Origin of the sequence: Streptomyces sp. NPDC053431 (assembly GCF_044544925.1) — a bacterium.
Classification (GTDB): domain Bacteria; phylum Actinomycetota; class Actinomycetes; order Streptomycetales; family Streptomycetaceae; genus Streptomyces.
The window spans coordinates 201859-223445 of sequence record NZ_JBITXX010000001.1 but is presented as its reverse complement, the minus strand read 5'-3'; the positions used below and the strand labels follow the sequence as shown (position 1 = coordinate 223445).

At 73.8% G+C, this 21587-nt stretch carries 19 protein-coding genes and 1 tRNA gene; 12 read left to right on the top strand and 8 right to left on the bottom strand.

From position 1 onward, the window contains the following. Positions 1-145 precede the first annotated feature (145 nt). Both ACIGXE_RS00950 and ACIGXE_RS00945 read right to left on the bottom strand, forming a co-directional pair. On the bottom strand, positions 146-709 hold the full coding sequence (locus ACIGXE_RS00950) for a GPR1/FUN34/YaaH family transporter (protein ID WP_399741017.1): 564 nt from the start codon (positions 707-709) through the stop codon (positions 146-148). A gap of 142 nt (positions 710-851) precedes the next feature. After that, entirely contained in the window at positions 852-1373 is a 522-nt protein-coding gene (locus tag ACIGXE_RS00945) for a universal stress protein (RefSeq protein WP_399741014.1), read from the bottom strand. A 323-nt stretch (positions 1374-1696) separates the two neighbouring features. Between ACIGXE_RS00945 and ACIGXE_RS00940 the strand changes: the two genes are divergently transcribed. From ACIGXE_RS00940 to ACIGXE_RS00915, 6 genes are all read left to right on the top strand, one after another. Next, positions 1697-2161: a hypothetical protein gene (locus ACIGXE_RS00940; RefSeq protein WP_399741011.1), complete on the top strand. Its 465-nt coding sequence runs from the start codon at positions 1697-1699 to the stop codon at positions 2159-2161. A 307-nt stretch (positions 2162-2468) separates the two neighbouring features. Then, positions 2469-3641 carry a helix-turn-helix domain-containing protein gene (locus tag ACIGXE_RS00935; protein ID WP_399741008.1) on the top strand — a complete coding sequence of 391 codons (1173 nt, stop codon included), beginning with the start codon at positions 2469-2471 and terminating at the stop codon, positions 3639-3641. Between the two features lie 171 nt (positions 3642-3812). Continuing rightward, a complete protein-coding gene (orn, locus tag ACIGXE_RS00930) occupies positions 3813-4424 on the top strand; it encodes an oligoribonuclease (RefSeq protein WP_399741006.1) in 612 nt (203 codons plus the stop codon). A gap of 117 nt (positions 4425-4541) precedes the next feature. After that, positions 4542-4614 (top strand) — tRNA-His (locus ACIGXE_RS00925). A gap of 198 nt (positions 4615-4812) precedes the next feature. After that, a complete protein-coding gene (gene aspT, locus ACIGXE_RS00920) occupies positions 4813-6495 on the top strand; it encodes an aspartate-alanine antiporter (protein WP_399741003.1) in 1683 nt (560 codons plus the stop codon). Positions 6496-6576: 81 nt separating this feature from the next. After that, positions 6577-8229 carry a bifunctional aspartate transaminase/aspartate 4-decarboxylase gene (locus ACIGXE_RS00915; protein WP_399741002.1) on the top strand — a complete coding sequence of 551 codons (1653 nt, stop codon included), beginning with the start codon at positions 6577-6579 and terminating at the stop codon, positions 8227-8229. 167 nt (positions 8230-8396) lie between these two features. Here the strand turns inward: ACIGXE_RS00915 and ACIGXE_RS00910 are convergent, their stop codons facing one another. The 3 genes from ACIGXE_RS00910 to ACIGXE_RS00900 all read right to left on the bottom strand — a co-directional run bounded on the left by ACIGXE_RS00910 (position 8397) and on the right by ACIGXE_RS00900 (position 12109). Continuing rightward, positions 8397-9884, bottom strand: coding sequence for a cellulose binding domain-containing protein (locus tag ACIGXE_RS00910; RefSeq protein WP_399740999.1), 1488 nt, complete (start codon positions 9882-9884; stop codon positions 8397-8399). A 147-nt stretch (positions 9885-10031) separates the two neighbouring features. Continuing rightward, on the bottom strand, positions 10032-11402 hold the full coding sequence (locus ACIGXE_RS00905) for a sensor histidine kinase (RefSeq protein WP_399740997.1): 1371 nt from the start codon (positions 11400-11402) through the stop codon (positions 10032-10034). Then, on the bottom strand, positions 11399-12109 hold the full coding sequence (locus tag ACIGXE_RS00900) for a response regulator transcription factor (RefSeq protein WP_399740994.1): 711 nt from the start codon (positions 12107-12109) through the stop codon (positions 11399-11401). The genes ACIGXE_RS00905 and ACIGXE_RS00900 overlap by 4 nt, the downstream gene beginning before the upstream one ends. 34 nt (positions 12110-12143) lie before the next feature. Between ACIGXE_RS00900 and ACIGXE_RS00895 the strand changes: the two genes are divergently transcribed. Further along, the gene (locus ACIGXE_RS00895; RefSeq protein ID WP_399740992.1) at positions 12144-12710 is read left to right on the top strand and encodes a hypothetical protein; all 567 of its coding nucleotides are present in this window, start codon (positions 12144-12146) and stop codon (positions 12708-12710) included. A gap of 183 nt (positions 12711-12893) precedes the next feature. Here the strand turns inward: ACIGXE_RS00895 and ACIGXE_RS00890 are convergent, their stop codons facing one another. Both ACIGXE_RS00890 and ACIGXE_RS00885 read right to left on the bottom strand, forming a co-directional pair. Further along, on the bottom strand, positions 12894-13769 hold the full coding sequence (locus tag ACIGXE_RS00890; RefSeq protein ID WP_399740989.1) for a spermidine synthase: 876 nt from the start codon (positions 13767-13769) through the stop codon (positions 12894-12896). Positions 13770-13877: 108 nt separating this feature from the next. Continuing rightward, positions 13878-14366 carry a hypothetical protein gene (locus tag ACIGXE_RS00885; protein WP_399740986.1) on the bottom strand — a complete coding sequence of 163 codons (489 nt, stop codon included), beginning with the start codon at positions 14364-14366 and terminating at the stop codon, positions 13878-13880. 224 nt (positions 14367-14590) lie between these two features. Between ACIGXE_RS00885 and ACIGXE_RS00880 the strand changes: the two genes are divergently transcribed. After that, positions 14591-15886 (top strand): tetratricopeptide repeat protein, encoded by a 1296-nt coding sequence (locus ACIGXE_RS00880; protein WP_399740984.1) that lies wholly within the window; start codon positions 14591-14593, stop codon positions 15884-15886. Positions 15887-15947: 61 nt separating this feature from the next. Here ACIGXE_RS00880 and ACIGXE_RS00875 read toward each other — a convergent pair whose 3' ends face one another. Then, positions 15948-16541 (bottom strand): histidine phosphatase family protein, encoded by a 594-nt coding sequence (locus ACIGXE_RS00875; protein ID WP_399740981.1) that lies wholly within the window; start codon positions 16539-16541, stop codon positions 15948-15950. Between the two features lie 153 nt (positions 16542-16694). On the opposite strand from ACIGXE_RS00875, the gene ACIGXE_RS00870 reads away from it, so the two are divergent. Genes ACIGXE_RS00870 through ACIGXE_RS00855 form a run of 4 tightly spaced genes read left to right on the top strand, consistent with a single transcriptional unit; the run spans position 16695 to position 21511 of the window. Then, positions 16695-17540, top strand: coding sequence for a phosphatase PAP2 family protein (locus tag ACIGXE_RS00870; RefSeq protein ID WP_399740978.1), 846 nt, complete (start codon positions 16695-16697; stop codon positions 17538-17540). Further along, positions 17473-18597, top strand: coding sequence for a hypothetical protein (locus ACIGXE_RS00865; protein ID WP_399740975.1), 1125 nt, complete (start codon positions 17473-17475; stop codon positions 18595-18597). The genes ACIGXE_RS00870 and ACIGXE_RS00865 overlap by 68 nt, the downstream gene beginning before the upstream one ends. Continuing rightward, complete coding sequence (locus ACIGXE_RS00860; RefSeq protein ID WP_399740972.1) at positions 18588-20171, top strand: hypothetical protein; 1584 nt, start codon at positions 18588-18590, stop codon at positions 20169-20171. Before ACIGXE_RS00865 ends, ACIGXE_RS00860 begins: the two co-directional genes overlap by 10 nt. Beyond that, entirely contained in the window at positions 20168-21511 is a 1344-nt protein-coding gene (locus ACIGXE_RS00855; RefSeq protein WP_399740969.1) for an AAA domain-containing protein, read from the top strand. Before ACIGXE_RS00860 ends, ACIGXE_RS00855 begins: the two co-directional genes overlap by 4 nt. Positions 21512-21587: the final 76 nt, after the last annotated feature.

Here is a 21587-nt window from a genome sequence, read left to right as displayed (position 1 = left end):
GCGGCTCCTCGGGCCTGTCCCCCGAGGTCCCGCACGCCGGGCCTGTCCCCCGGCGATCGGCCGGACACCGGAGCGGCCCCTGTGCATCCCAGGTGCACAGGGGCCGCTCCTTCATGTGCGCACGCCCGGGCGCGCGCCGCGCCGATCAGCTCGCGGCGGCGGCTCCGCGGCCCGAGCGGGCCAGCGAGGTCGGCCAGCCCGCGACCGCGGCGGTCGCGCCGTACCAGGCCGCGAGACCGGCGACCGCGGCCACCCAGCCGCCCGCCTTGCCGAGGCCGGAGTTGTCCGCGAGGGCCCCGACGCCCAGCAGCAGGAGGGCGACGAAGAGCAGCCCGTACACGCCCTGGCCGAGGAGGCCGCTGCCGCCGGACGCCATCGTCAGGGTGAGCGCCAGCAGCGCCCACAGCAGCAGGAACAGACCCGCGGCCTCGGCCGAGCCGCTGTCGCCGACGCCCGTGCCCCAGGTGAACCAGAAGGCACCGAGCGCCGAATAGGCCGTGCCCTCGGCGGAGTTGCCCGCGCGCAGGGCGAGCAGGCCGACGAGGAAGAGGGCCACGCCGCCGACCCAGGTCGCGAGCCCGGCGGCGTCGGCGCTGCCGACATGGTCGATCACGCCTGTCGAGCCGAGGCCGAAGGCGAGGAGGGTCAGTCCGAGTGCGAGGTGTCCGAGGGTGGAGGTGGTGTTTCCCGCGGCGGCTTCGTTGGACACGGCGGGCTCCCTTCAGGTGTGCAGTTGTGCTGCTTGGGCCACTTTGTTCCGGTGGCCTTTATGTACCCTTCACAAGCACACAATTCACCTGAGGAAGGCCGAAATTATGGCCGGAACAAGGGAGTTGAAGCAGGGACTGCTGTTACGGGATGACGACCACGGGCCGCTGCGCGCGACGCGCGAGCCGGCCGGCCACCGAGCCGAAGATCCGTCCGACGATGCCGTGCGTCGAGCCGACCACGATCGCGTCGGCCGAGTACTCCCGGCCGACCTCCTCCAGCTCGTGACAGATGTCGCCACCGCGCTCGACGAGGATCCAGGGCACCTCGGAGAGGTGGTCCGCGCAGGCCAGCTCCAGGCCGAGGACCTCGGTGCGGTGATCGGGCACGTCGACGAAGACCGGGGGCTCGCAGCCGGCCCACACGGTGGTGGGCAGCCGGTTGGCGACGTGGACGATGATCAGGCCGGAGCCGGAGCGGCGGGCCATGCCGATGGCGTAGGCGAGGGCGCGCTCACTGGACGTGGAGCCGTCGAAGCCGACCACGACACCGTGCCGGAAGGCCGGGTCGCAGGCGTGACGTGGCTGTTCCACCGCGAGGGGGTCGACCGTGGAGTCGGCGACGCGCTTGCGGTCCGCGGGTTCGGGGAATTCGTGACCGGCCATCGGTGTCTCGGCGAAGAGGGTCCTCGTGGGAGGGACGGAAAGGACGGGGAGCGGAACAACGGTTGGCGGCGGAGCTGTGTCCGGGAATCATCTTCCCAAGCCCATACCCCCAAGGGTACGGCGACACTCCTCTCGTGCCCAGGGCCGTCGGAGCGCCGTCCGCACGGCGTTCCAGGGAGCATGCACGAGCCCCGCGCCGTAGCGCAATGCCGGATGTGCCCTACAGGTGTCCGTACGGGGGCCAAACGGACGGTGCGCGCAGTGACCGGAACGTTCCACTCCTCGTTTCCACAGGTCACGCCACCGTCGCAGGGAGTCCGCCCGTGCCCGCACCGTCCCCCGTAGACACCGCCCGCCCCGCCGCCTCGGCGGCCGCCGCCCTCGCCGCCGCCGAGACCGTGACCGCCGTCGTCGTCCCGCCCGGGGCCGCCCCGGCGGCCCGGCCCCCCAGGGGTCGCGGGCGCCGCCGCCGGGCGACGCCGGAGCCGACGGTCCCGGCGGTCCCGACGGTGCCGTCGGTGCCGGCCGGGCACGGGGCGCCGGGCGGTCCGGGGCAGGACGCGGCGAGCGACGTGGTGCGCTGGGCGGCCTTCTGCTGCGTGCTCGTCCCGGTCGTGCTGCTCGTCTACGGGACGTCCGTGGGCGGGGCGGCCGGCGCGGCGGTCGGTCTGGTCGCGGTCACGGCCGCCTGCCGGATGCTGCTGCGCCGCTCCGAGCGCGGGCTGCTCGCCGAGGCGCGGGAGGGGGGAAACCGGGCGCGCGGACCCCGGGACCACTCGCGGAGTTGACAGGGTCGCACAGCCGATCCCGTATGTTTTCAGCCAAGTTCCCGCACCCGGCGCGTCGCTGATCGAAGACCGCTCAACCCGCGTAGGTCCAGGCATCGCCGCCCTGGACTGCGCTTCGCGATCGAATGCTTCACGCCAAGTGGCCATGTCGACAATGTGCCGGAAGGAGAACTTGTCACGCCGGCGCCACGGGACGCAGTAGATTCGATCATGGATACCGAAGACTGGGGTCTCGTGCAAAACCGAGGGGAAACGTGGCACAGCGACACGACCAGGGAGACGCCAACACCGAGGGGGGCTTAGCGTCATGAGCCAGGACCACTCCGCCGCACCGGAGGCGGCACGGAAGCTGTCCGGGCGCCGCCGTCGCGAAGTCGTCGCGGTACTGCTGTTCAGCGGTGGCCCCATCTTCGAGAGCTCCATCCCGCTCTCCGTTTTCGGCATCGACCGCCAGGACGCGGGGGTGCCGCGCTACCGGCTGCTGGTGTGCGCCGGCGAGGAAGGCCCCCTGCGGACCACGGGCGGGCTCGAACTCACCGCGCCGTACGGCCTGGAAGCGATCAGCCGCGCCGGCACCGTCGTCGTGCCGGCCTGGCGCTCGATCACCTCGCCGCCGCCCCCGGAGGCGCTCGAGGCGCTCCGCCGGGCCCACGAGGAGGGCGCGCGCATCGTCGGCCTGTGCACCGGGGCGTTCGTCCTCGCCGCGGCCGGCCTGCTCGACGGGCGCCCGGCGACGACGCACTGGATGTACGCCCCGACGCTCGCCAAGCGCTATCCGTCGGTCCACGTGGACCCGCGGGAGCTCTTCGTCGACGACGGCGACGTGCTGACCTCCGCCGGCACGGCGGCCGGAATCGATCTCTGTCTGCACATCGTGCGGACCGACCACGGCACGGAGGCCGCGGGCGCCCTGGCGCGCCGGCTGGTCGTCCCGCCGCGGCGCAGCGGCGGTCAGGAGCGCTACCTCGACAGGTCTTTACCCGAGGAGATCGGCGCCGACCCGCTGGCCGAGGTCGTCGCCTGGGCGCTGGAGCACCTCCACGAGCAGTTCGACGTGGAGACCCTGGCGGCCCGTGCGTACATGTCACGACGGACCTTCGACCGTCGCTTCCGCTCGCTGACCGGCTCCGCGCCGCTGCAGTGGCTGATCACCCAGCGGGTGCTGCAGGCACAGCGGCTCCTGGAGACCTCCGACTACTCCGTCGACGAGGTCGCCGGGCGCTGCGGCTTCCGGTCGCCGGTGGCCCTGCGCGGGCACTTCCGGCGCCAGCTGGGCTCCTCGCCGGCCGCCTACCGGGCCGCGTACCGGGCCCGGCGGCCGCAGGGCGAGGGCGGCACGGCGGTGCTCGACGCGGTCGTCCCGGCCCAGGCGCAGACGATGCCGCGGCGGCCCGGACACCCGCTGGAGCCCGGCAAGCCCGTGTCGGACGCCTTCGCCCCCGGCCGGCCGGCCCTCCCGGGCCAGCGCAGCGCCCCCTAGAGACCGCGCGAGCCACAAGCCGCGCCCCGAGAAACCGAAGGGCCCCCGAGGACACCTCCCAGGGGGCCCTTCGGCCGTTTCCCGGCCGCGGGTCCCAGGGGGCCCTTCGGCCGTTTCCCGGCCGCGGCCTTTTCTTCGGCCGCGGCTCCCTTCGGCCATAAGGTAGGACGCATGAACGATCGCATGGTGTGGATCGACTGCGAGATGACCGGGCTCTCGCTGACGGACGACGCACTCATCGAGGTGGCCGCGCTGGTCACCGACTCGGAACTGAACGTGCTCGGCGAAGGCGTGGACATCGTGATCCGCCCGCCGGACGCGGCCCTGGAGACCATGCCGGAGATCGTGCGCCAGATGCACACGGCCTCCGGCCTGCTCGACGCGCTCGCCGAGGGCACCACCCTCGCCGACGCCGAGGCCCAGGTGCTCGCCTACATCCGCGAGCACGTGAAGGAGCCCGGGAAGGCTCCGCTGTGCGGGAACTCGGTCTCCACGGACCGCGGCTTCCTCGCCCGGGACATGCCGGCCCTGGAGAAGCACCTCCACTACCGGATCGTCGATGTCTCCTCGGTCAAGGAGCTGGCCCGCCGCTGGTACCCGAGGGCGTACTTCAACAGTCCGGAGAAGAACGGCAACCACCGCGCGCTCGCCGACATCCGCGAGTCCATCGCCGAGCTCCGCTACTACCGCGAGGCGGTCTTCGTCCCGCAGCCCGGCCCCGACTCGGAGACCGCGAAGCAGATCGCGGCCAAGCACGTCATCACCGGGGACCAGCACTTCTGATCCGCGCCGCTCGCGCCCACGAGCCCCTCGGGGAAACGTGTGCGCGAGCACCCCCTCGGACCCTGTAGACTTCTTCTCGGCCGGTCAGGGAAGCCCTCGGGCAGATGACCGGTCGTGGTGGGTATAGCTCAGCTGGTAGAGCACCTGGTTGTGGTCCAGGATGTCGCGGGTTCGAGTCCCGTTACTCACCCTGAAGGCCGAGGCCCGGTTCGAGAGAACCGGGCCTCGGTCGTTTTCGTGTTCCCGGACGGACCCCCGGCGGCCCCGGTACGCCCCACGTCACTCCTTCGGCCGAGGCGGCGGGCTTCGCTCGTGGCGGCGCTGCTAGCGTCCCTTTATGCCTGATATCTCCGCATTCCCCCACCCCTTCCGGGTGCGGTGAGGCCCTATGGGAGTGATCAAGGACCACCCCGAACTCGCCGTCTTCCTCTGCCTCGGCGCCGGCTATCTCGTCGGGAAGCTGCGCGTGGGACCCATCACCCTCGGCGGCATCTGCGGCACCCTGATCGTCTCGCTGCTGCTCGGGGCCTGGACCGAGGTCCAGGTCGACGCGGACGTCAAGACGATCTTCTTCGCGATCTTCATCTTCGCCCTCGGCTACATGGCCGGTCCCCAGTTCATCGCCAACCTCAACAGGAAGAGCCTGCGCTTCTTCACCCTCTGCGGCATCGAGCTCGTCACCGTCGTCGGCATCGCCTACGGCCTCGCCAAGGCCTTCGACCTCGACGTCGGCACCGCCTCCGGCATCCTCGCCGGCGCCGCCACCGAGTCCGCCGTGGTCGGCACCGCGACCGAGGCCATCGGCAAGCTGGACGGCCTGACGGCCGCGCAGATCAGCACCTACCAGGGCCATGTCGCCACCGCGTACACCGTCTGCTACCTCTTCGGCCTGGTCACCATCGTGATCTACACCAGCCAGCTCATGCCGATGATCCTGCGGATCGACCTGCGCGAGTCCTCGCGCGCCCTGTGGGAGCGGATGCGCGGCGGCTCCGGCGGCCTCGAGTCGGACGAGCGCGAGGCGCTGCCCGGCATGGTGGGCCGTACGTTCCTGGTCACGATCGCGGACGGCGCCACCGTCTCCCAGCTGGAGCACCGCAACGGCAGCCGGGTCACCGTCGAGGCGGTGAAACGGGGCAGCAAGGTGCTCACTCCCCCGCCGCCGGACTTCGAGCTCACCCTCTCCGACCTCGTCCTCATGGTGGGCCGCCGGGCCAACATCATCGAGGCGGGCCGGCTGATCGGCCCCGAGACCCCGGCGGTGCCCGGCCTCGACACCCCGCTCGCCACCGCGCAGGTCTCCCTCACCGACCCGTCGGTGTCCGGCAAGACCCTCGACGGGCTGCGCAAGGAGCACGCCGAGCTCCGTGACAGCGGCGTCTACGTCACCGAGGTGCAGCGCGGCGACCAGGTGCTGCCCGCCACCCCCGAGACCGAGGTGCACCGCGGCGACGTGCTCACCCTGGTGGGCGCCCGCTCCGGGCTCGGCCGCCTGGTGCAGAAGATCGGCTCGGTGGTGCGGAACGATGCCACCGACTTCGTCTACCTGGGCGCCGGCATCGTCGTCGGCTCGCTCCTCGGGCAGATCGTGGTGAAGTTCGGCGGCGTGCCGCTGTCCCTCGGCACCGGCGGCGGCTGCCTGGTCTCCGGTCTGCTCTTCGGCTGGTTCCGCTCCCGCAGCCAGACCTTCGGCGCCTTCCCGCCGCAGGCCGCGAGCACCCTGAAGGACATGGGCCTGGCGGTCTTCATCGCCTGCACCGGACTGGTCTCCGGCCCCCAGGCGGGGCCGCTGCTCAAGGAGTACGGCGCGCTGCTGCCGTTCGCCGGCATCGTGATGGTCCTCGTACCCGCCACGCTCTCGCTCCTCGTGGGGCGCCGGCTGCTGGGGATCGAGCCACCGCTGCTCATCGGCGCCATCGCCGGACAGCAGTGCTCCACCCCGGCGATCACCTCGGTCACCCAGGTCGCCCAGAGCTCGGTGCCCATGCTCGGCTACACGATCACCTACGCCCTGTCCAACTTCCTGCTGCCCCTGACCGGCCCGCTGCTCGTCGGCATCCTCGGGGCCTGAGCGGGGCGAGCGGCGCGGCACAGTCCCGCCCCGGAGCCCCGTGGCCGTCCTCCCCCACCCCTGACGCACGTAAGGACCGACATGCCCAAGACCACGTTCACGCGCGACGAGATCAAGTCCTACGCGCAGCTGTCGCCGTTCGAGCTGAAGGACACGTTCATCCGGCTCGCCCGCGCGGCGCAGGCCGACCAGCCGGGTCAGAAGGGCAAGACCCAGGTCCAGATGCTCAACGCGGGCCGCGGCAACCCGAACTGGACGGCGACGGGTCCGCGCGAGGCCTTCCACGCCCTCGGCTACTTCGCGCTCGCCGAGTCACGCCGGGTGTGGACCGCCGACGACCTGGGCGGCATGCCCGAGGAGACGGGCTCGGGCGCGCGGTTCGACACCTTCGTACGGCAGCACCCGGACCTGCCGGGCGTCGACCTCCTGCGGAAGTGCGTGGAGTACGCGGTCGAGCGCTTCGGCTTCGACAAGGACGCCTTCGTGCACGAGCTGGCCGACAGCTCGATCGGCGACAACTACCCCGTGCCGGACCGGATCCTCCCGCACGCCGAGCAGATCGTCCGCGGCTACGTCGACGACGAGATCTTCGACGGGCGTCCGCCGGCGGGGAACGTCTCGTACTTCGCGACCGAGGGCGGCACCGCCGCCATGTGCTACGTCTTCGACTCCCTGGTGAGGAACGGGATCCTGAAGAAGGGCGACAAGATCGCCCTGATGGTGCCGGTCTTCACGCCGTACATCGAGATCCCCGCGCTCGACACGTACGAGTTCGACGTGGTGCACGTGGAGGCCTCGCTCTTCGCGGAGACGGGCGTGCGCGAGTGGCGCTACCCGACGGAGGAGGTCGCGAAGCTGGAGGACCCGTCGATCAAGCTGCTGTGCATGGTCAACCCCTCCAACCCGCCGTCGCTCGCGCTGAGCCGGCGGGTCGCGGACCAGATCAAGGAGCTGGTCGCCACGAAGAACCCCCACCTGGTGATCGTGACGGACGACGTCTACGGCACCTTCGTGCCCGGCTTCCGCTCGATCGCGGCCGACCTGCCGCAGAACACGCTGCTCGTCTACTCGTACTCCAAGCACTACGGAGCGACGGGCTGGCGGCTCGGGGTCATCGGGCTCAACGACGACAACGTGATCGACCGGATGATCGCCGCGCTCCCGGAGGGCGAGAAGGAGCGCCTGGACCGGCGGTACGGCTCGCTGTCCGTCGAACCGGGGAAGATCCGGTTCATCGACCGGCTGGTCGCGGACTCACGTCAGGTCGCGCTCAACCACACGGCCGGGCTCTCGCTGCCGCAGCAGGTCATGATGAGCCTCTTCTCCCTCTTCGCCATGGTGGAGGAGGGCCAGGCCTACAAGGAGCGCGTCCGCGGGATCGTCCGGCAGCGGCTCGAACTGCTCCTCGAAGGCGCCCAGATGAAGATCGCCGAGGACGCCGAGCGGGCCGGCTACTACATCGAGCTCGATCTGCTGGCGGAGGCGGAACGGGTGCACGGGAAGGACTTCGCGGACTTCCTGGAGAAGAACTACGAGCCGGTCGACCCGCTCTTCCGGCTCGCCGAGCAGACCGGCGTGGTGCTGCTGAACGGCGGCGGCTTCGACGGCCCCGAGTGGTCGGTACGGATCTCGCTCGCGAACCTCGACGACCTGGACTACCTGAAGATCGGCCACCACCTGCGGGCCATCTTCAACGACTACGCGGAGGAGTGGCGAACGGCGACGGCCGGCTAGACCGGGCGCAGGGGCGCGCCCCGGACGGCGGTGGGGTGGTTCCGTCCGGGGCGCGCGGTGTGGGGGGACCGGGGGGTCCGTACCGCCGGGGGTGGGGGGCCAGGGGGTCCGAGGACCAGGGGGTCCCGCACCGCCGTGGGTGGGGGGCTTCCGGCGGCTCGTGGCGGCTACCGGTAGGCGGCGAAGGCCTTGGTGAAGGCGAGCGGCTGCTGGAGGATCGAGGAGCAGGTGGCGTCCGCGTAGTTGACCGCGCCGGCCGCGCACTGCTTGTCGCGGGTCGAGGACCACATCGACAGCCAGCCGATGCCCTTCGAGCGCGCGAAGTCGACCAGCTGGGTCGCGTCGTCGACCCTGAAGACCTCGGAGGCGACGTCGTTGACGCCGATCATCGGGGTGACGGCGACGGCCTTCCAGGCCGCCGCGTCGGACAGGCCGAGGACACCCTTGATCTGGGCCTGGGTGGCGGTGGCGGCCGAGATCGCGTACTGGCCCATGTCGGCGCTGTAGGCCGGCCCGTAGTCCATCGCCATGATGTTCACGGCGTCCACGCGGACCCCGTTCCGCTTCGCGTCGGCGAGCAGGTCGACGCCCGGCTGGGTCAGGCCCTCGGGCATGACCGGCAGGGTGAAGGAGACGTTCAGGCCCGGGTGGGACTTCTGGAGCTGGGCGATGGCCTGGGCGCGGCGGGTGTTGGCGGCGGTGTCCGGCAGCGCGGCGCCCTCGATGTCGAAGTCGACCTTGGTGAGCTTGTACTGGTCGATGACCTTGCCGTACGCGGCGGCGAGGGAGGCGGTGCTCTGGCAGTTGAGCGCCAGCTCGTGGCCGGCCGCGCCGCCGAAGGAGACCCGGACGTCGCCGCCCTTGGCCCGCAGGGCGCCGATCTGGGCGGCGACCTTGTCGGAGGCCAGGTCCGTGACGCCGCCCCACAGGGGGGCGCAGCTGCCGCCGGAGGTGATGAAGGCGAGGTTGAACTCCTTCACCCCGGTCCCGTCGGCGGTGGCGAGCAGGTCGTAGGACGGGTAGAGGGAGGTGTCGACGTACGGGGCGAAGCGGGCCGACCCGGCGGGCGTGGTGGTGGCCGTCGGCGTCGGCATGGGGGTCGCGGTCGCGGTCTTGGTCGGGGTGGGCGTGGCGGTCCTGGTGGGGGTCGCCGTGGCCGTGGGGGTGGCGGTCGCGGTGGGCTGTCCGGTGGGGCGGCCGCTCGGGGTGGGGGTGGGCCCGCCGGCCGAGCAGGCGGCCTTGTTGATGAGGCAGTTGACGGGGTCGCCGGCCGCGCCGGCGGCGGAGGTCACGAAGCCGACGGTGACGGACTGGCCGGGGGCGAGCTGCTTGTTCCAGCTCGCGGGCTTCACGGTGACGTGCCGGCCGGAGACGGTGTGCTCGCCGTTCCAGAGGGAGCCGATGACGGTGCCCGCGGGGAGGTCGAACTCCAGGGTCCAGTCGGACTGCGGGGCGGAGGTCTCGTTGGTGACGACGTACTGGCCGGTGTAGCCGCCGGTCCAGGAGCTGGTCCTGGTGTAGGCGGCGCCGACGGACGCGGCCTGGGCGGTGCCGGAGAGCGCGAAGGCCGCGCCGCCGATCACCGCGACGGCGACGACCGCGCCGACGACCTTGGTCCTGCCGCTGGTCCTGCGCCGGTGCGAACGGGTGCCCATGGCGTGCCTGCCTCTGTGTGCCGGGGGTGGTGGACGAGGGGGTGCGGCAGCACGCTAGCGACCGGCGAACGGACAAATGACCACGAGCGGACCGGGGTTGAGGATTCTTAGGGTCCGCTTAAGGGAGGCATCGGAGGGACTAAAGGTTCAGCGGCCACGGCGGCGGCCGCGGCGCCCCGCAGGGGTGCGGGCGCCCCGTTCGCCCAGCCCGATCCAGATCCGCACCTCGGTGCCGCCGAGCACGGAGTGCCCGATCCGGACGTCGCCGCCGGTGGACTCGGCCATGCGCCGGACGATGTCCAGGCCGAGGCCGGTGGAGCCGGCGCGGCCGCTGCCCGCGCCGCGGGCGAGCGCGGCGGCGGGGTCGGGGATGCCGGGGCCCGCGTCCGAGACCAGGATGATCACGGCGTCCTCGCCGTTGTGGAGGTCGACGGAGAAGGCGGTGCCCTCCGGGGTGTGCCGGAAGACGTTGCCGAGCAGGGCGTCGAGCGCCGCGCCGAGCTCGGGCCGGGCGACCGGGATCCGGACCGGCCGCTCGATCCCCGCGACCCGCACCTTGCGGTCCTCGTCCTCGGCGAGCGCCGACCAGAAGTCCATCCGCTCGCGCACCACTTCGGCCGCGTCGCAGCCGGCCACGGCCGTGGTGGCCTGGGTCTGCGGCTTGGCCTCGCGGGCGGTGCGGATGATGGTGTCGACCTCGCGCTCCAGCTGCTCGACGGCGGCCCGGGTCTGGTCGGCCGCCGGGCCGGAGCCCAGCGAGGCCGCGTTGAGCCGGAGCACGGTGAGCGGGGTGCGCAGCCGGTGCGACAGGTCGGCGGCCAGCTCCCGCTCGTTGGCGAGCAGCTGGACGACCTGGTCGGCCATCGAGTTGAAGGCGACGGCGGCCGACTTGAGCTCGGGCGGCCCCTCCTCGCGGACGCGGGCGCCCAGCCTGCCCTCGCCCAGGTCGTGGGCGGCGCGGGCGAGCCGCTGGGCGGGCTGGACCATGCGCAGGCCGAGCCGGTCGGCGACGGCCACGGAGCCGACGATCAGGGCGACGCCGACGGCGGCGAGGACCAGCCAGGCGGTGGCGACGCCGTTGCTGACCTCGCCCTCGGGGACGAAGAGTTCGACGATCGCGACCTGTCCGGAGCTGACCGCGGTGGGCTGGAGCAGCGCGGAGCCGCCCGGCACCTCGGCGATGGTGGCCCGGCCGAGCGTCCTGGTGGTGGCCAGGTCCTCGTCGCTGGCCCGCCGGGTGCCGATCTCCTCGCCCCGGCCGGCGGGTTCGCCGGGGGACGGGAGGTGGACGGCGAGCCGGCCCTCGGCCCCGTCGTCGGTGGTGGCGACGGCCCGCTCCAGCTGTTCGCGGTCGGTGGTGATCGCGAGGACCGGCGCGAGACCGGCGGCCCGCCGCTCGGCGTTGGAGAACGCCCGGTCGCGGGCCATCTCCTTGACGACCAGACCGAGCGGCACGGCGAAGGCGACGACGACCATCGCGGTCACCGCGAGCGACACCTTGACCAGGGCCCATCTCACGGCTGGGACTCCCCGGTGCCGACCGGGGGTTCGAGCTTCACGCCCACCCCGCGCAGGGTGTGCAGATAGCGGGGGCGGGCGGCCGTCTCCCCCAGTTTCCGCCGCAGCCAGGACAGATGGACGTCGATGGTCTGGTCGTCCCCGTACGCCTGCTGCCACACCTCGGCGAGCAGCTCCTTGCGGGACACCACCACCCCGGGCCGGCCGGCGAGGAAGGCCAGCAGGTCGAACTCGCGCCGGGTCAGGTCGAGGGCCGTTCCGTCGAGCGCGGCCTGGCGGCGCAGCGGGTCGATGGCGAGCCCGCCGACCCGCAGCTCCCGGGAGGGCGGCGCCTCCCCCGCCGAGGCGCGGGACCGGCGCAGCACCGCCGCCATGCGGGCGGACAGGTGCTCCACGGAGAACGGCTTGGTGAGGTAGTCGTCCGCCCCGTCGTTGAGCAGCCGGACGATCTCCGCCTCGTCGTCGCGGGCGGTCGCGATGATCACGGGCACGTCGGTGATCCCGCGCAGCATCTTCAGCGCCTCGGCGCCGTCCAGATCGGGCAGTCCGAGGTCGAGGATGACCACGTCGAAACGGAGATGGGCGACCTCGCGCAGCGCCTCCAGGGCCGTACCGACGCTTCTCACGGTGTGGGAGGCCTCGGTCAGGTGCCGGATGAGGGCGGAGCGCACGAACTGGTCGTCCTCGACCACGAGCACACTTGCCATGGGCGGCACCGTACGCCATTCGGGTGATGGCAGGATGAGCCGGATGCGAAGAGGACTGGTTCACGCGCTGGCGTGGTCGCTCGCCACGGGCGGCGCCGTCACGCTCTCCTGGTGGGGCGTGCACACGGTGCTGGCCGGCACGGTCTACGACCCGCCGCGGGCCCTGCCCATCCCCTCCGGCACCCTGGCCGCCGCGGGCGGCGGCACCGGCACGGACCCGCTGACCTCCTCGACGCACAGCCCCGGGTCGCCCTCGGCGACCCCGACGGCCACGCCGTCCACCGCCCGACCGACGAGGACGGCGTCCACCGCGCCCACCCGCCGGCCCACCGCCCCGCGGACCACGCCGGGCGGCCCCGGCGAGGGCACCGGGGACACCGGCAGCGTCAAGAGCTACGGCACGGACGGCGGCCGGGTCGTCTTCGACCTCGGCCCGTCCTCGGCCGAGCTGGTCTCCGCCACGCCCGGCTCGGGCTGGCAGATGCAGGTGTGGAAGCAGCCCACCTGGATCCGGGTGACCTTCACCAAGGACGGCCGGGAGATCTCCGTCTTCTGCGTGTGGCACGACACCGCGCCGCGCGTGGAGATCGACGAGCGGTGACCCGGCCCGGGCCCGGCGGAAGACGGCGCGGGCTCAGCGGGCCCGGCGGAGACTGCTTGGGCTGAGCGGACCCGGCGGAACCCGGCGCGGGCTCAGCGGGCCCGGCGGAAACCCGGCGCGGGCTCAGTGGGCTCGGCGGCACCCGGCGCGGGCTCAGTGGGCTCGGCGGCACCCGGCGCGGGCTCAGCGGAAGACGGACGCCGGCGGTACGGGCGAGGGCTTGGCGCTCGCGTCGGTGACCGGCGCCGCGCCGCCCGTGAAGTCGGCGAGCGCCCGGCCGTGCTCGACCCGCCCCGGATGCGGGTCGGTCGCCACCCGCCGGGTCAGCTCGGCCACCGGCAGCTCCCGGTCCGAGGCGAGCAGCACGGCGTTGCCGAAGCGCCGGCCGCGCAGCACGGTCGGGTCGGCGACCAGCGCCAGCTCGGGGAAGACCGTGGCGGCGGTGGCGATCTGGCCGCGTAGATGGGCCAGCGGCGGGCCGTCGGCGAGGTTCGCCGCGTAGAAGCCGCCGGGCCGCAGCACCCGCCGGACCTCGGCCAGGAACTCGGTGCTGGTCAGGTGCGCGGGCGTACGGGCCCCGCTGAACACGTCGGCGATGATCAGGTCGGCCCAGCCGTCCTGGACCTTGCCGAGCCCGGCGCGGGCGTCGGTGGAGCGGACCCGGATGCGCGCCGAGGAGTCGAGCGGCAGCTCCCGGCGGACCAGCTGCACGAGGGATCCGTCGAGCTCCACGATCTGCTGCGTGGAGCGGGGCCGGGTGGCGGCCACGTACCGGGCGAGGGTGAAGGCGCCGCCGCCGAGGTGCAGGACCTGGAGCGGCTTGTTCGGCGGGGCGGCCAGATCGGCGATGTGGCCGAGCCGGCGCTGGTACTCGAAGGAGAGGTGCGCGGGGTCGTCGAGATCGACGTGCGACTGCGGTGCGCCGTCGATGAGCAGCGTCCACCCGCGGGGCCGCTCACGGTCGGGTATGAGTTCGGCGAGCCCGCCGTCGACGGTCTCGACGACCGCCACGGCTCCCGCCGCCCGTTCCCGCTGCTTGTTCCTGGCCACGTGCCCCATTATCGGGCCAGGTGACGCGCGGGGGCGCCCCGAAGGGACGCGGGGAGGCGCACGACCGGCCGCGTCCGGTGCCGCGGCCGCCCGACGGCCGTCCCGGCACCCGGGCGCTCAGCGGCAGCCGTCCGCCGCCTCGATCAGCCGGGCGGCCTGGCCGAGGGCCGCGCGCAGCATCGCCGGGTCGGTGACCTCGCCGCTGTCGCCCGGCGGCAGCAGCCAGTCCGCCGGGCGCGGGGTGACGCCGTCCGGGCCGGGCAGCTCCGGCAGCTCCGGCAGCCGCAGCCCGCGCCCGTCGGTCCTCGTACAGGCGCTGCCCGGCATGTCCCAGGCCGCCGCCGTGCCGGGCGGCACCAGGAAGCCGAGGGTGTCGCAGGCGCCGTCGTGCAGCACGGGGCCCACCGCGGGCGCGCCGCCCCGGCGCAGGATGTCCACGGCCTCCAGGCCCTGCCGGGCCGGGACGGTCACCAGGTCGCAGTCCCCGAGGCTCTCGGCTTCGCCCGAGCGGGGGCCGCCCGCGCCGGCGCGCGACGCGAGGGACGCGCTCGCGTCCTGCGTGGGCCTGTGCCGCTCGGTCGACTGCGACGCTTCGGTCTCCACCATGGGACCCCTCCTCGCTCAAGAGGAGACACGTTCCGTCTCTCCGCATGGTTCAACGCCGGTACGCGTCAACGGCTACGGCGGCACGCCGCCGCAAAGGATGGCAGTTCATGGCAGATCACGTGCGAGATATCCGATTTGTTGCCAAACCCTGCGTACGCGGCCGGTCACAGCAGGTACGTTCTTGCCCCGCCGGAACACCGGCAGCACCAGGAGAGGGCTCGGCCATGGCGTTGTCACGGGCAGTTCCCAATCTCGCCTTCCGCAGACTCCGCGGACAGCGCTCGCCGGCGGAGTTCGCCGCGATCGTCCGCCGGGCCGCGCGGGAGATCGGCGAGCAGGTCGCATGCGACGCCCGCTACATCGGGCGCGTGGAGGCGGGCGAGATCCGTTGCCCGAACTACGCGTACGAGCGGGTCTTCCTGCACATGTTCCCCGGACTCACCCTTGCGGACCTGGGGTTCTCGGCGCGGGAGACCGTTCGGGGCCGGCGGCCGGCCGCCGTGGCGGCCGGGGAACCGTCACCCCTCGCCATCACCACCCGGAACGATGAGGAGAGCGACGTGCTGCGTCGCGCATTCATGACCGGCGGAACCGCCACCCTGGCGGCCGCCTCGCTGGGACTCGGCAGCGGCACCGTCGCCGCCGCGATCCCCGCCCCCCGTGGCGCCCACCGTGTCGGCGACACCGAGGTCCGCGCCGTCGAGGACGCCGTACGGCAGATCCGTCTGCTCGACGACCGGCACGGCGCCGAAGGCCTCTACCAGCGCGCCACCCAGCCGCTGCGCACCGCCTACGCCCTGCTCGACGCGGGCGTCACCGCCCGCCGCTCCACGGCCGACCGGCTGCACAACGGCGCAGGTGAGCTGGCCATCTCCGTCGGCTGGCTCGCCCATGACTCGGGCCGCCGCGACGACGCCCGCTCGCACTACGCCGAGGCCCTCGCGACCGCGCGGGTGGCCGGCGACGCCGCCCTGGAGGCGCACGCCTTCTGCAACACCTCGTTCCTGGCCCGGGACTGCGGCCGGTACCGGGAGGCGGTCCGGGCCGCGCAGGCCGGACTGCGGGCGGCCCGGCCGCTCGCCTCCGCCCGGCTGCTCGCCCTGCTCACCCTGCGGGAGGCCGGCGCGTGGGCCGGCCTCGGTGACCGCTCGGCCTGCGCGCAGGCCCTCGGCCGCGCCCACGGGCACTTCGAGCGGGGCCCCAGGGACAGCGACCCCGAGTGGATGTCCTTCTTCGGCGAGCCGGAACTGGAGGCTCTGGAGGCGCAGTGCTGGTCGCTGCTCGGCGACTGGTCCCGCGCGGCCCGGCACGCCCAGCGCGCCACGGTCCTGCAGAACCCGCACTTCGCCCGCAACCTGGCCCTCTACCGGGCCCAGCTGGCCGGCGACCTCGCCCGCGCGGGCCGCCCCGACGAGGCCGAGGCGGAGGTGCGCCGGGTGGAGTCCTCGCTGGACGGCGTCGAGTCCGCCCGGATCCGCACGATGCTCGCCGAGACCCGGCGGGTGCTCGCCGCGTACTGAGCGGCGCGCGCCCGGACGGCGGCCGCCGGATACTGAGCGGCGCGCGCCCGGACGGCCTCCGCTACTCCAGGTGCCCGGTGTCGTTCCAGCGCTCGATCGCCGGGTCGCCGTAGGCCCAGCCCAGGACCGACAGGCTGGTCGGATCGAGGCGGATGCGGGCGGCGAAGGACACGTCCTCGCCGAGCCAGCGGGCGCCGATGGACCGCAGGATGTGCCCGTGGGCGAAGACCAGGACGTCTCGGTCGGCCGAGCGGGCCCACTCCACGACCTGGTCCGCCCGCGCCGACAGCTCGGCCATGGTCTCGCCCTCGGCCACGCCGTCGCGCCAGATGAACCAGTCCGGCCGGCCGGCCTTGATCTCGTCCGGCGTCAGGCCCTCGTAGGCGCCGTAGTCCCACTCCATGAGGGCGTCCCAGTCCTCCGCGCGGTCGCCGAAGCCGGCCAGGTCGCAGGTCTCCCGGGCCCGCACCAGCGGGCTGGTGCGCACCTCGACCCCGTCGAGCCCGGCCCACGGCCCCCGCTGCAGGCGTGCGCCGAGCAGCTTGGCGCCGCGTCGGCCCTCTTCGAGGAGGGGGATGTCCGTCCTGCCGGTGTGACGTCCTAGCAGTGACCACTCGGTCTGGCCGTGCCGGGCGAGCAGGATGCGCGGTGCCATGAAGGCTCCCTGGTTCTTCAGCGGGGCGATGTTCGCGATGCACTTCCATCATCACCCACGTGGATTCCCGGTGACCTCCGGGCAACCTCCTCCCGCCTCCCGGCGTCCTCTCACGGTCGGAGTACGAGTCGGGGGGAAGGCGGGGGACCTCGGATGCGCAGGCCACGCTGGTGGGCGGAGCTCATACTGATCGCCGCGGTGTACGCGGCCTACTCCGGCGGGCGGCTGCTCGCCCGCGGGGACCTCGACACCGCCGTCGGGAACGGCCTGGCGATCCTGCGCGCCGAGCAGACCCTGGGCCTCGACCTGGAGCACCCGCTCAACCGCCTGTTCACCGCCACGCCCGCGCTCGGGATCCCCGCCGACTTCGCGTACGCCTCCCTGCACTACCTGGTCACGCCGGCCGTCCTCGTCTGGCTGTTCCGCCGCCGGCCCGCCGCGTACCGGGCGGCCCGCACCTGGCTGATGGTCTCCACCCTGCTCGGGCTCGTGGGCTTCACCCTGCTGCCGACCTGCCCGCCCCGGCTGCTCGACCCCGCCCACGGCTTCGTCGACACGATGGCCCGGTTCAGCGCGTACGGCTGGTGGGGCGGGGAGGCGAGCGCGCCGCGCGGTCTGGGCGGGCTCACCAACCAGTACGCGGCGATGCCGAGCCTGCACGTGGGCTGGGCGCTGTGGTGCGGGGTGATGCTGTGGCGGTACGGGCGGACGCCGCTGTTCAAGGCGCTGGGCGTGGCCTACCCGCTGCTCACCGCCCTGGTCGTCATGGGCACGGCGAACCACTACTTCCTGGACGCGGCCGCCGGGGCGGCCGTGATGGGCGCGGGACTGCTGCTCGCGCCGTACGCGATGCGCCTCGCGGACCGGGTGATGACGGGCGGATCCCGGCAAAGCACCCCGCTTGTCAGTGGCGGATGGGAGACTTCCGCGGGTGAGCGCATCCCTGGGCAGCGGTCCGCACCGGCCGCGGCAGACGACACTCCGGCATCAGCTCGCTGAGCTGCGCGGACCGGCCTCCGTGCCGCGTCCGCTGGACGCGCGGGCGCTGGCCGCCCTCGCCGCCAACCCCGGCTGCCGACGGCGGGCGGTCCTCGACGGGGCCGGGGTCGACAAGACGGCGCTCGCCGCGAAGCTGGGTGCCCCCTCGGGCTTCGGCCAGTCGCAGTTCGCCATCGCCCGGGGCAACGCGTTCGAGGCCAAGGTGAAGGCGGACGGCGGGCGGGAGCTGCTGCGGCTGCTCGGCATCGAGGAGCCGTCGGCCGTGGACCTGCCGGACCTCACGGCCGCCGGGCCCCAGGGCCGGGCGGCCCGGACCGCGCTCGCGCTGCGCGAGGCGACGGAGGCGGGCCGCTGGGCGCTGCTCGACCATCCGATGCTGGCGCTGGAGGTGGCCGGAGCCCCCGTCTATCTGGAGCCCGACGCGGTCGTGGTCCACCCCGACGGGCGGTGGACGGTCGTGGAGATCAAGTCCTTCCCGATGATCGACGGCGCGGCCGACGCGCCGAAGGTCGGCGCGGCGGCCCGCCAGGCCGCGGTGTACGTGCTGGCCCTGGAGCGGGTCGCCGCTGTCACGGAGGCCGCGCGGGTGGCGCACACCGTGCTGCTCGTCTGCCCGAAGGACTTCTCCAACCTGCCGACGGCCTCGGCGGTGGACGTGCGCAAGCAGCTGTCGGTGACCCGGCGCCAACTGGCCCGGCTGACCCGGCTCGACGAGATCGTGGACGCGCTCCCCGAGGGCGTGACGTTCGACGTGACGGCGTGCTCGGCCGAGGAGCTGACCGCGGCCGTGGAGTGCGTGCCGCACGCGTACGCGCCGGAGTGCCTGGCCGCCTGCGAGCTGGCCTTCCACTGCCGCGAGCGGGCCCGGGCCGCGGACGCCGTGACCGCCCTCGGCCGGTCCGTACGCGGTGAGCTGGGCGGCCTGACGACCATCGGCGCGGTCCTGGCGGCGGCGCGGGGCGAGGCCGGCGACCCCGACGACCCGGCGGTCGCGGCGCTGCGCCGGGCCCGGGCGCTGCGCGGCGAGGCGCTGGCGGGGGTGAGCGCATGTCGCTGATCTCCGCCCTCGCCCGGATGGAGGCCGTCGAGGCGGGCCGGGCGCAGCCGCTGGCCACGGTCCGGCACCGGCATCTGTCCGAACGGCCGCTGGTCCTGGTGCCGCTGACCACCGCCGGTGAGGCGGGCGCACCGCTCGGGGCGCTGGTGGGCACGGACCGGGAGGAGCCGCGGCTGCTCGTCGTGCCGCAGCCGCGCGACCGCGACCTGCGGTTCGCGTTCCTCGCCGCGCTGGCCGACGAGATCCTGCCGTACGTCGACTCCTTCGCCGGGGTCGTCGAGGCGGCGGAACGCTCCGAGACCGACCCGGAGACCGGGAAGAAGGTCAAGGTCGAGGTCGAACTGTGCGCGGACGCCCCGCAGGTGGTGGTGCCGAGCCGGGCGGCCGTGGAGTACGTACGGCTGCTCGGACGGTCCACGCGCTTCCGGCGGACCGCCGAGCAGGACCCGGAGACGCCGTTCCCGGCGCCGCCGCGGGTGCCGCTGCTCGGCCGCTGGCTGACGCACCTCGGGGAGCGGGCCCGGGTGCCGGGCTCCTCGCTGCTGGTCGCGGCGACGGACCTGCTGAACCGGCACTGGGCGACGGGCCAGTCCTCCCTGGAGGACCAGCACCTGGGGGCGCTGCTCGCCTGGATCGACACGCCCGAGGGGGAGTCCGGGGCGGAGGCGGTGCTGCGGGCGGAGCTCGGGCGGGACGCCCGGGGGCAGTTGCTGTGCCCGCCGGCCGGCCCGGCCACCGACCCCGCCTTCGACAACAAGCTGCTCGCGCCCGCGATCGAGGCCTACGACCGGGCCCGGCAGGCGCTCGGCGCGGCCGAGGACGGCGGGGCCGCCGAGGACGGACTGGCCGCACTGCACCGCGCCGAGCGGGAGGTCCGCCGGCTGGTCGCCGGCCAGCTGGAGCCGACCTGGCACGGGGTGTGGCGGGCGCTCGACCTGCTGCGCGCGCTTCCCGAGGGAGCGCGGGTGCCCGACCGCTGGACCCGCGACCGCTGGTCGTTCACCGGGCAGCGGGACCGGATCGCGGCGGGCGAGCCGCCGCAGCCGCGCCGCGACGACGCGGTGACCGCCGCGCAGAAGCTGGCCGCGCGCGAGCAGGCACAGGGCCAGCTGGAGGCGCAGGAGGCGCTCGACGACCCGCTGGTGATGGCGGGGCGGCGGCTCGCGGGCGAGGCGTTCGTGGCGGAGGTCGTCGAGGTGACGATGGCGCGGACGGAGAAGAACCGTCCTCGTCCGCGGCTCACGGTCCGCACGGACGACCGCCCGCATCTGGGCGTGGGCGTGAAGGTGTACCGCTCGCTGGACGGCAAGCCCCAGTCGGCCGAGTTCGTGGGGCAGGAGGACGACGGGGCGCTGGTCCTGCGGATCCTCGACAGGATGGGCCGTGCGAAGGAGCCGGCGGAGGGTTCGGTGCCGGAGAAGGGCGAGCGGATCGCCTGGACGCTGTTCGAGCACGACCAGCGGGTGGGCGCGAAGCTGCCCGACCCGGAGGAGACGCCGTGGACGCACGGTGGTCCGCCGCGCTCCGACGCCGCCGAACTGCCCGACGCCGTGACCCCCGAGGACATCCTGTGACCCCCGATCCCGCCCCCTTCGACCCGTCCGCGGCGGCCGCGCGGGCGACGGACGCCATCCTGGCGAGCACCCTGCACGGGACCGCCCGGGGTGTCGTCGTCGACTCCCCGCCGGGCGCCGGCAAGTCGACGCTCGTGGTGCGGGCCGCGCTCGAACTGGCCGACGCGGGCCGCCCCCTGATGATCGTCGCGCAAACGAACGCGCAGGTCGACGACCTGGTGCTGCGGATCGCCGAGAAGCGTCCCGACCTTCCGGTGGGCCGGCTGCACTCGAACGACTCCGACCCGTACGACAAGGCGCTGAACGATCTGGAGCAGGTGCGGAAGTCGGCGAAGGCCGGGGACCTGGCCGGACTGCCGGTGGTCGTGTCGACGGCGGCGAAGTGGGCGCACGTGAAGAACGTGGAGCCGTGGGCGCACGCGATCGTGGACGAGGCGTACCAGATGCGCTCGGACGCGCTGCTCGCGGTGGCGGGTCTGTTCGAGCGGGCGCTGTTCGTGGGCGACCCGGGGCAGCTGGACCCGTTCTCGGTGGTGGGCGCGGAGCAGTGGGCCGGGCTGTCGTACGACCCGTCGGCCTCCGCCGTCTCCACGCTCCTGGCGCACAACCCGGAGCTGCCGCAGCACCGCCTCCCGGTCTCGTGGCGGCTCCCGGCCTCCGCGGCGCCGCTGGTGTCGGACGCCTTCTACCCGTACACGCCGTTCCGCAGCGGCACGGACCACGGGGACCGGCGGCTGTCCTTCGGCGTGGCCTCGGACGGCTCCGGCCCGGACCGGGTGCTCGACGAGGCGGCGGAGTCCGGCTGGGGCCTGCTGGAGCTGCCGGCCCGGCACACCCCGCGCACCGACCCGGAGGCGGTCCACGCGGTCGCCCTGGTGGTGCGCCGCCTGCTGGACCGCGGCGGGGCGTCGGTGAGCGAACGCTCCCCCGATCCCGTGCCGCTCACCGCGGACCGGATCGCGGTCGGCACGGCCCACCGCGACCAGGCGGCGGCGATCCGCGTGGCGCTGGCCGAGCTGGGCGTCTCGGGGGTGACGGTGGACACGGCGAACCGGCTCCAGGGCCGGGAGTACGACGTGACGGTGGTCCTGCACCCGCTGTCCGGGCGCCCGGACGCGACCGCCTTCCACCTGGAGACCGGGCGGCTGTGCGTCCTGGCCTCCCGGCACCGGCACGCGTGCGTCGTGGTGTGCCGCGCGGGCGTCGCCGAGCTGCTGGACGAGCATCCGTCGACGGAGCCGGTGCAGCTCGGTGTCACGGTGAAGTTCCCGGACGGCTGGGAGGCCAATCACGCGGTCCTCTCCCACCTCGCGGAACACCGCGTCGCCTGGTCCCCGTGAGCGGGCCGTGGGGCCCTCTTGCCAGGGGCGGGAGAATGAGAGGTGGCCCGGGGGTTCGGGCCGTGTGCGCGAGGAG

What these genes read in the sequence shown, in the direction of transcription:
- ACIGXE_RS00945 (WP_399741014.1), bottom strand. Translation starts at nt 1,373, where the DNA reads ATGGCCGGTCACGAATTCCCCGAACCCGCGGACCGCAAGCGCGTCGCC.
- ACIGXE_RS00935 (WP_399741008.1), top strand. Translation starts at nt 2,469, where the DNA reads ATGAGCCAGGACCACTCCGCCGCACCGGAGGCGGCACGGAAGCTGTCC.
- orn (WP_399741006.1), top strand. Translation starts at nt 3,813, where the DNA reads ATGAACGATCGCATGGTGTGGATCGACTGCGAGATGACCGGGCTCTCG.
- aspT (WP_399741003.1), top strand. Translation starts at nt 4,813, where the DNA reads ATGGGAGTGATCAAGGACCACCCCGAACTCGCCGTCTTCCTCTGCCTC.
- ACIGXE_RS00915 (WP_399741002.1), top strand. Translation starts at nt 6,577, where the DNA reads ATGCCCAAGACCACGTTCACGCGCGACGAGATCAAGTCCTACGCGCAG.
- ACIGXE_RS00910 (WP_399740999.1), bottom strand. Translation starts at nt 9,884, where the DNA reads ATGGGCACCCGTTCGCACCGGCGCAGGACCAGCGGCAGGACCAAGGTC.
- ACIGXE_RS00900 (WP_399740994.1), bottom strand. Translation starts at nt 12,109, where the DNA reads ATGGCAAGTGTGCTCGTGGTCGAGGACGACCAGTTCGTGCGCTCCGCC.
- ACIGXE_RS00895 (WP_399740992.1), top strand. Translation starts at nt 12,144, where the DNA reads ATGAGCCGGATGCGAAGAGGACTGGTTCACGCGCTGGCGTGGTCGCTC.
- ACIGXE_RS00890 (WP_399740989.1), bottom strand. Translation starts at nt 13,769, where the DNA reads ATGGGGCACGTGGCCAGGAACAAGCAGCGGGAACGGGCGGCGGGAGCC.
- ACIGXE_RS00885 (WP_399740986.1), bottom strand. Translation starts at nt 14,366, where the DNA reads ATGGTGGAGACCGAAGCGTCGCAGTCGACCGAGCGGCACAGGCCCACG.
- ACIGXE_RS00880 (WP_399740984.1), top strand. Translation starts at nt 14,591, where the DNA reads ATGGCGTTGTCACGGGCAGTTCCCAATCTCGCCTTCCGCAGACTCCGC.
- ACIGXE_RS00875 (WP_399740981.1), bottom strand. Translation starts at nt 16,541, where the DNA reads ATGGCACCGCGCATCCTGCTCGCCCGGCACGGCCAGACCGAGTGGTCA.
- ACIGXE_RS00870 (WP_399740978.1), top strand. Translation starts at nt 16,695, where the DNA reads ATGCGCAGGCCACGCTGGTGGGCGGAGCTCATACTGATCGCCGCGGTG.
- ACIGXE_RS00860 (WP_399740972.1), top strand. Translation starts at nt 18,588, where the DNA reads ATGTCGCTGATCTCCGCCCTCGCCCGGATGGAGGCCGTCGAGGCGGGC.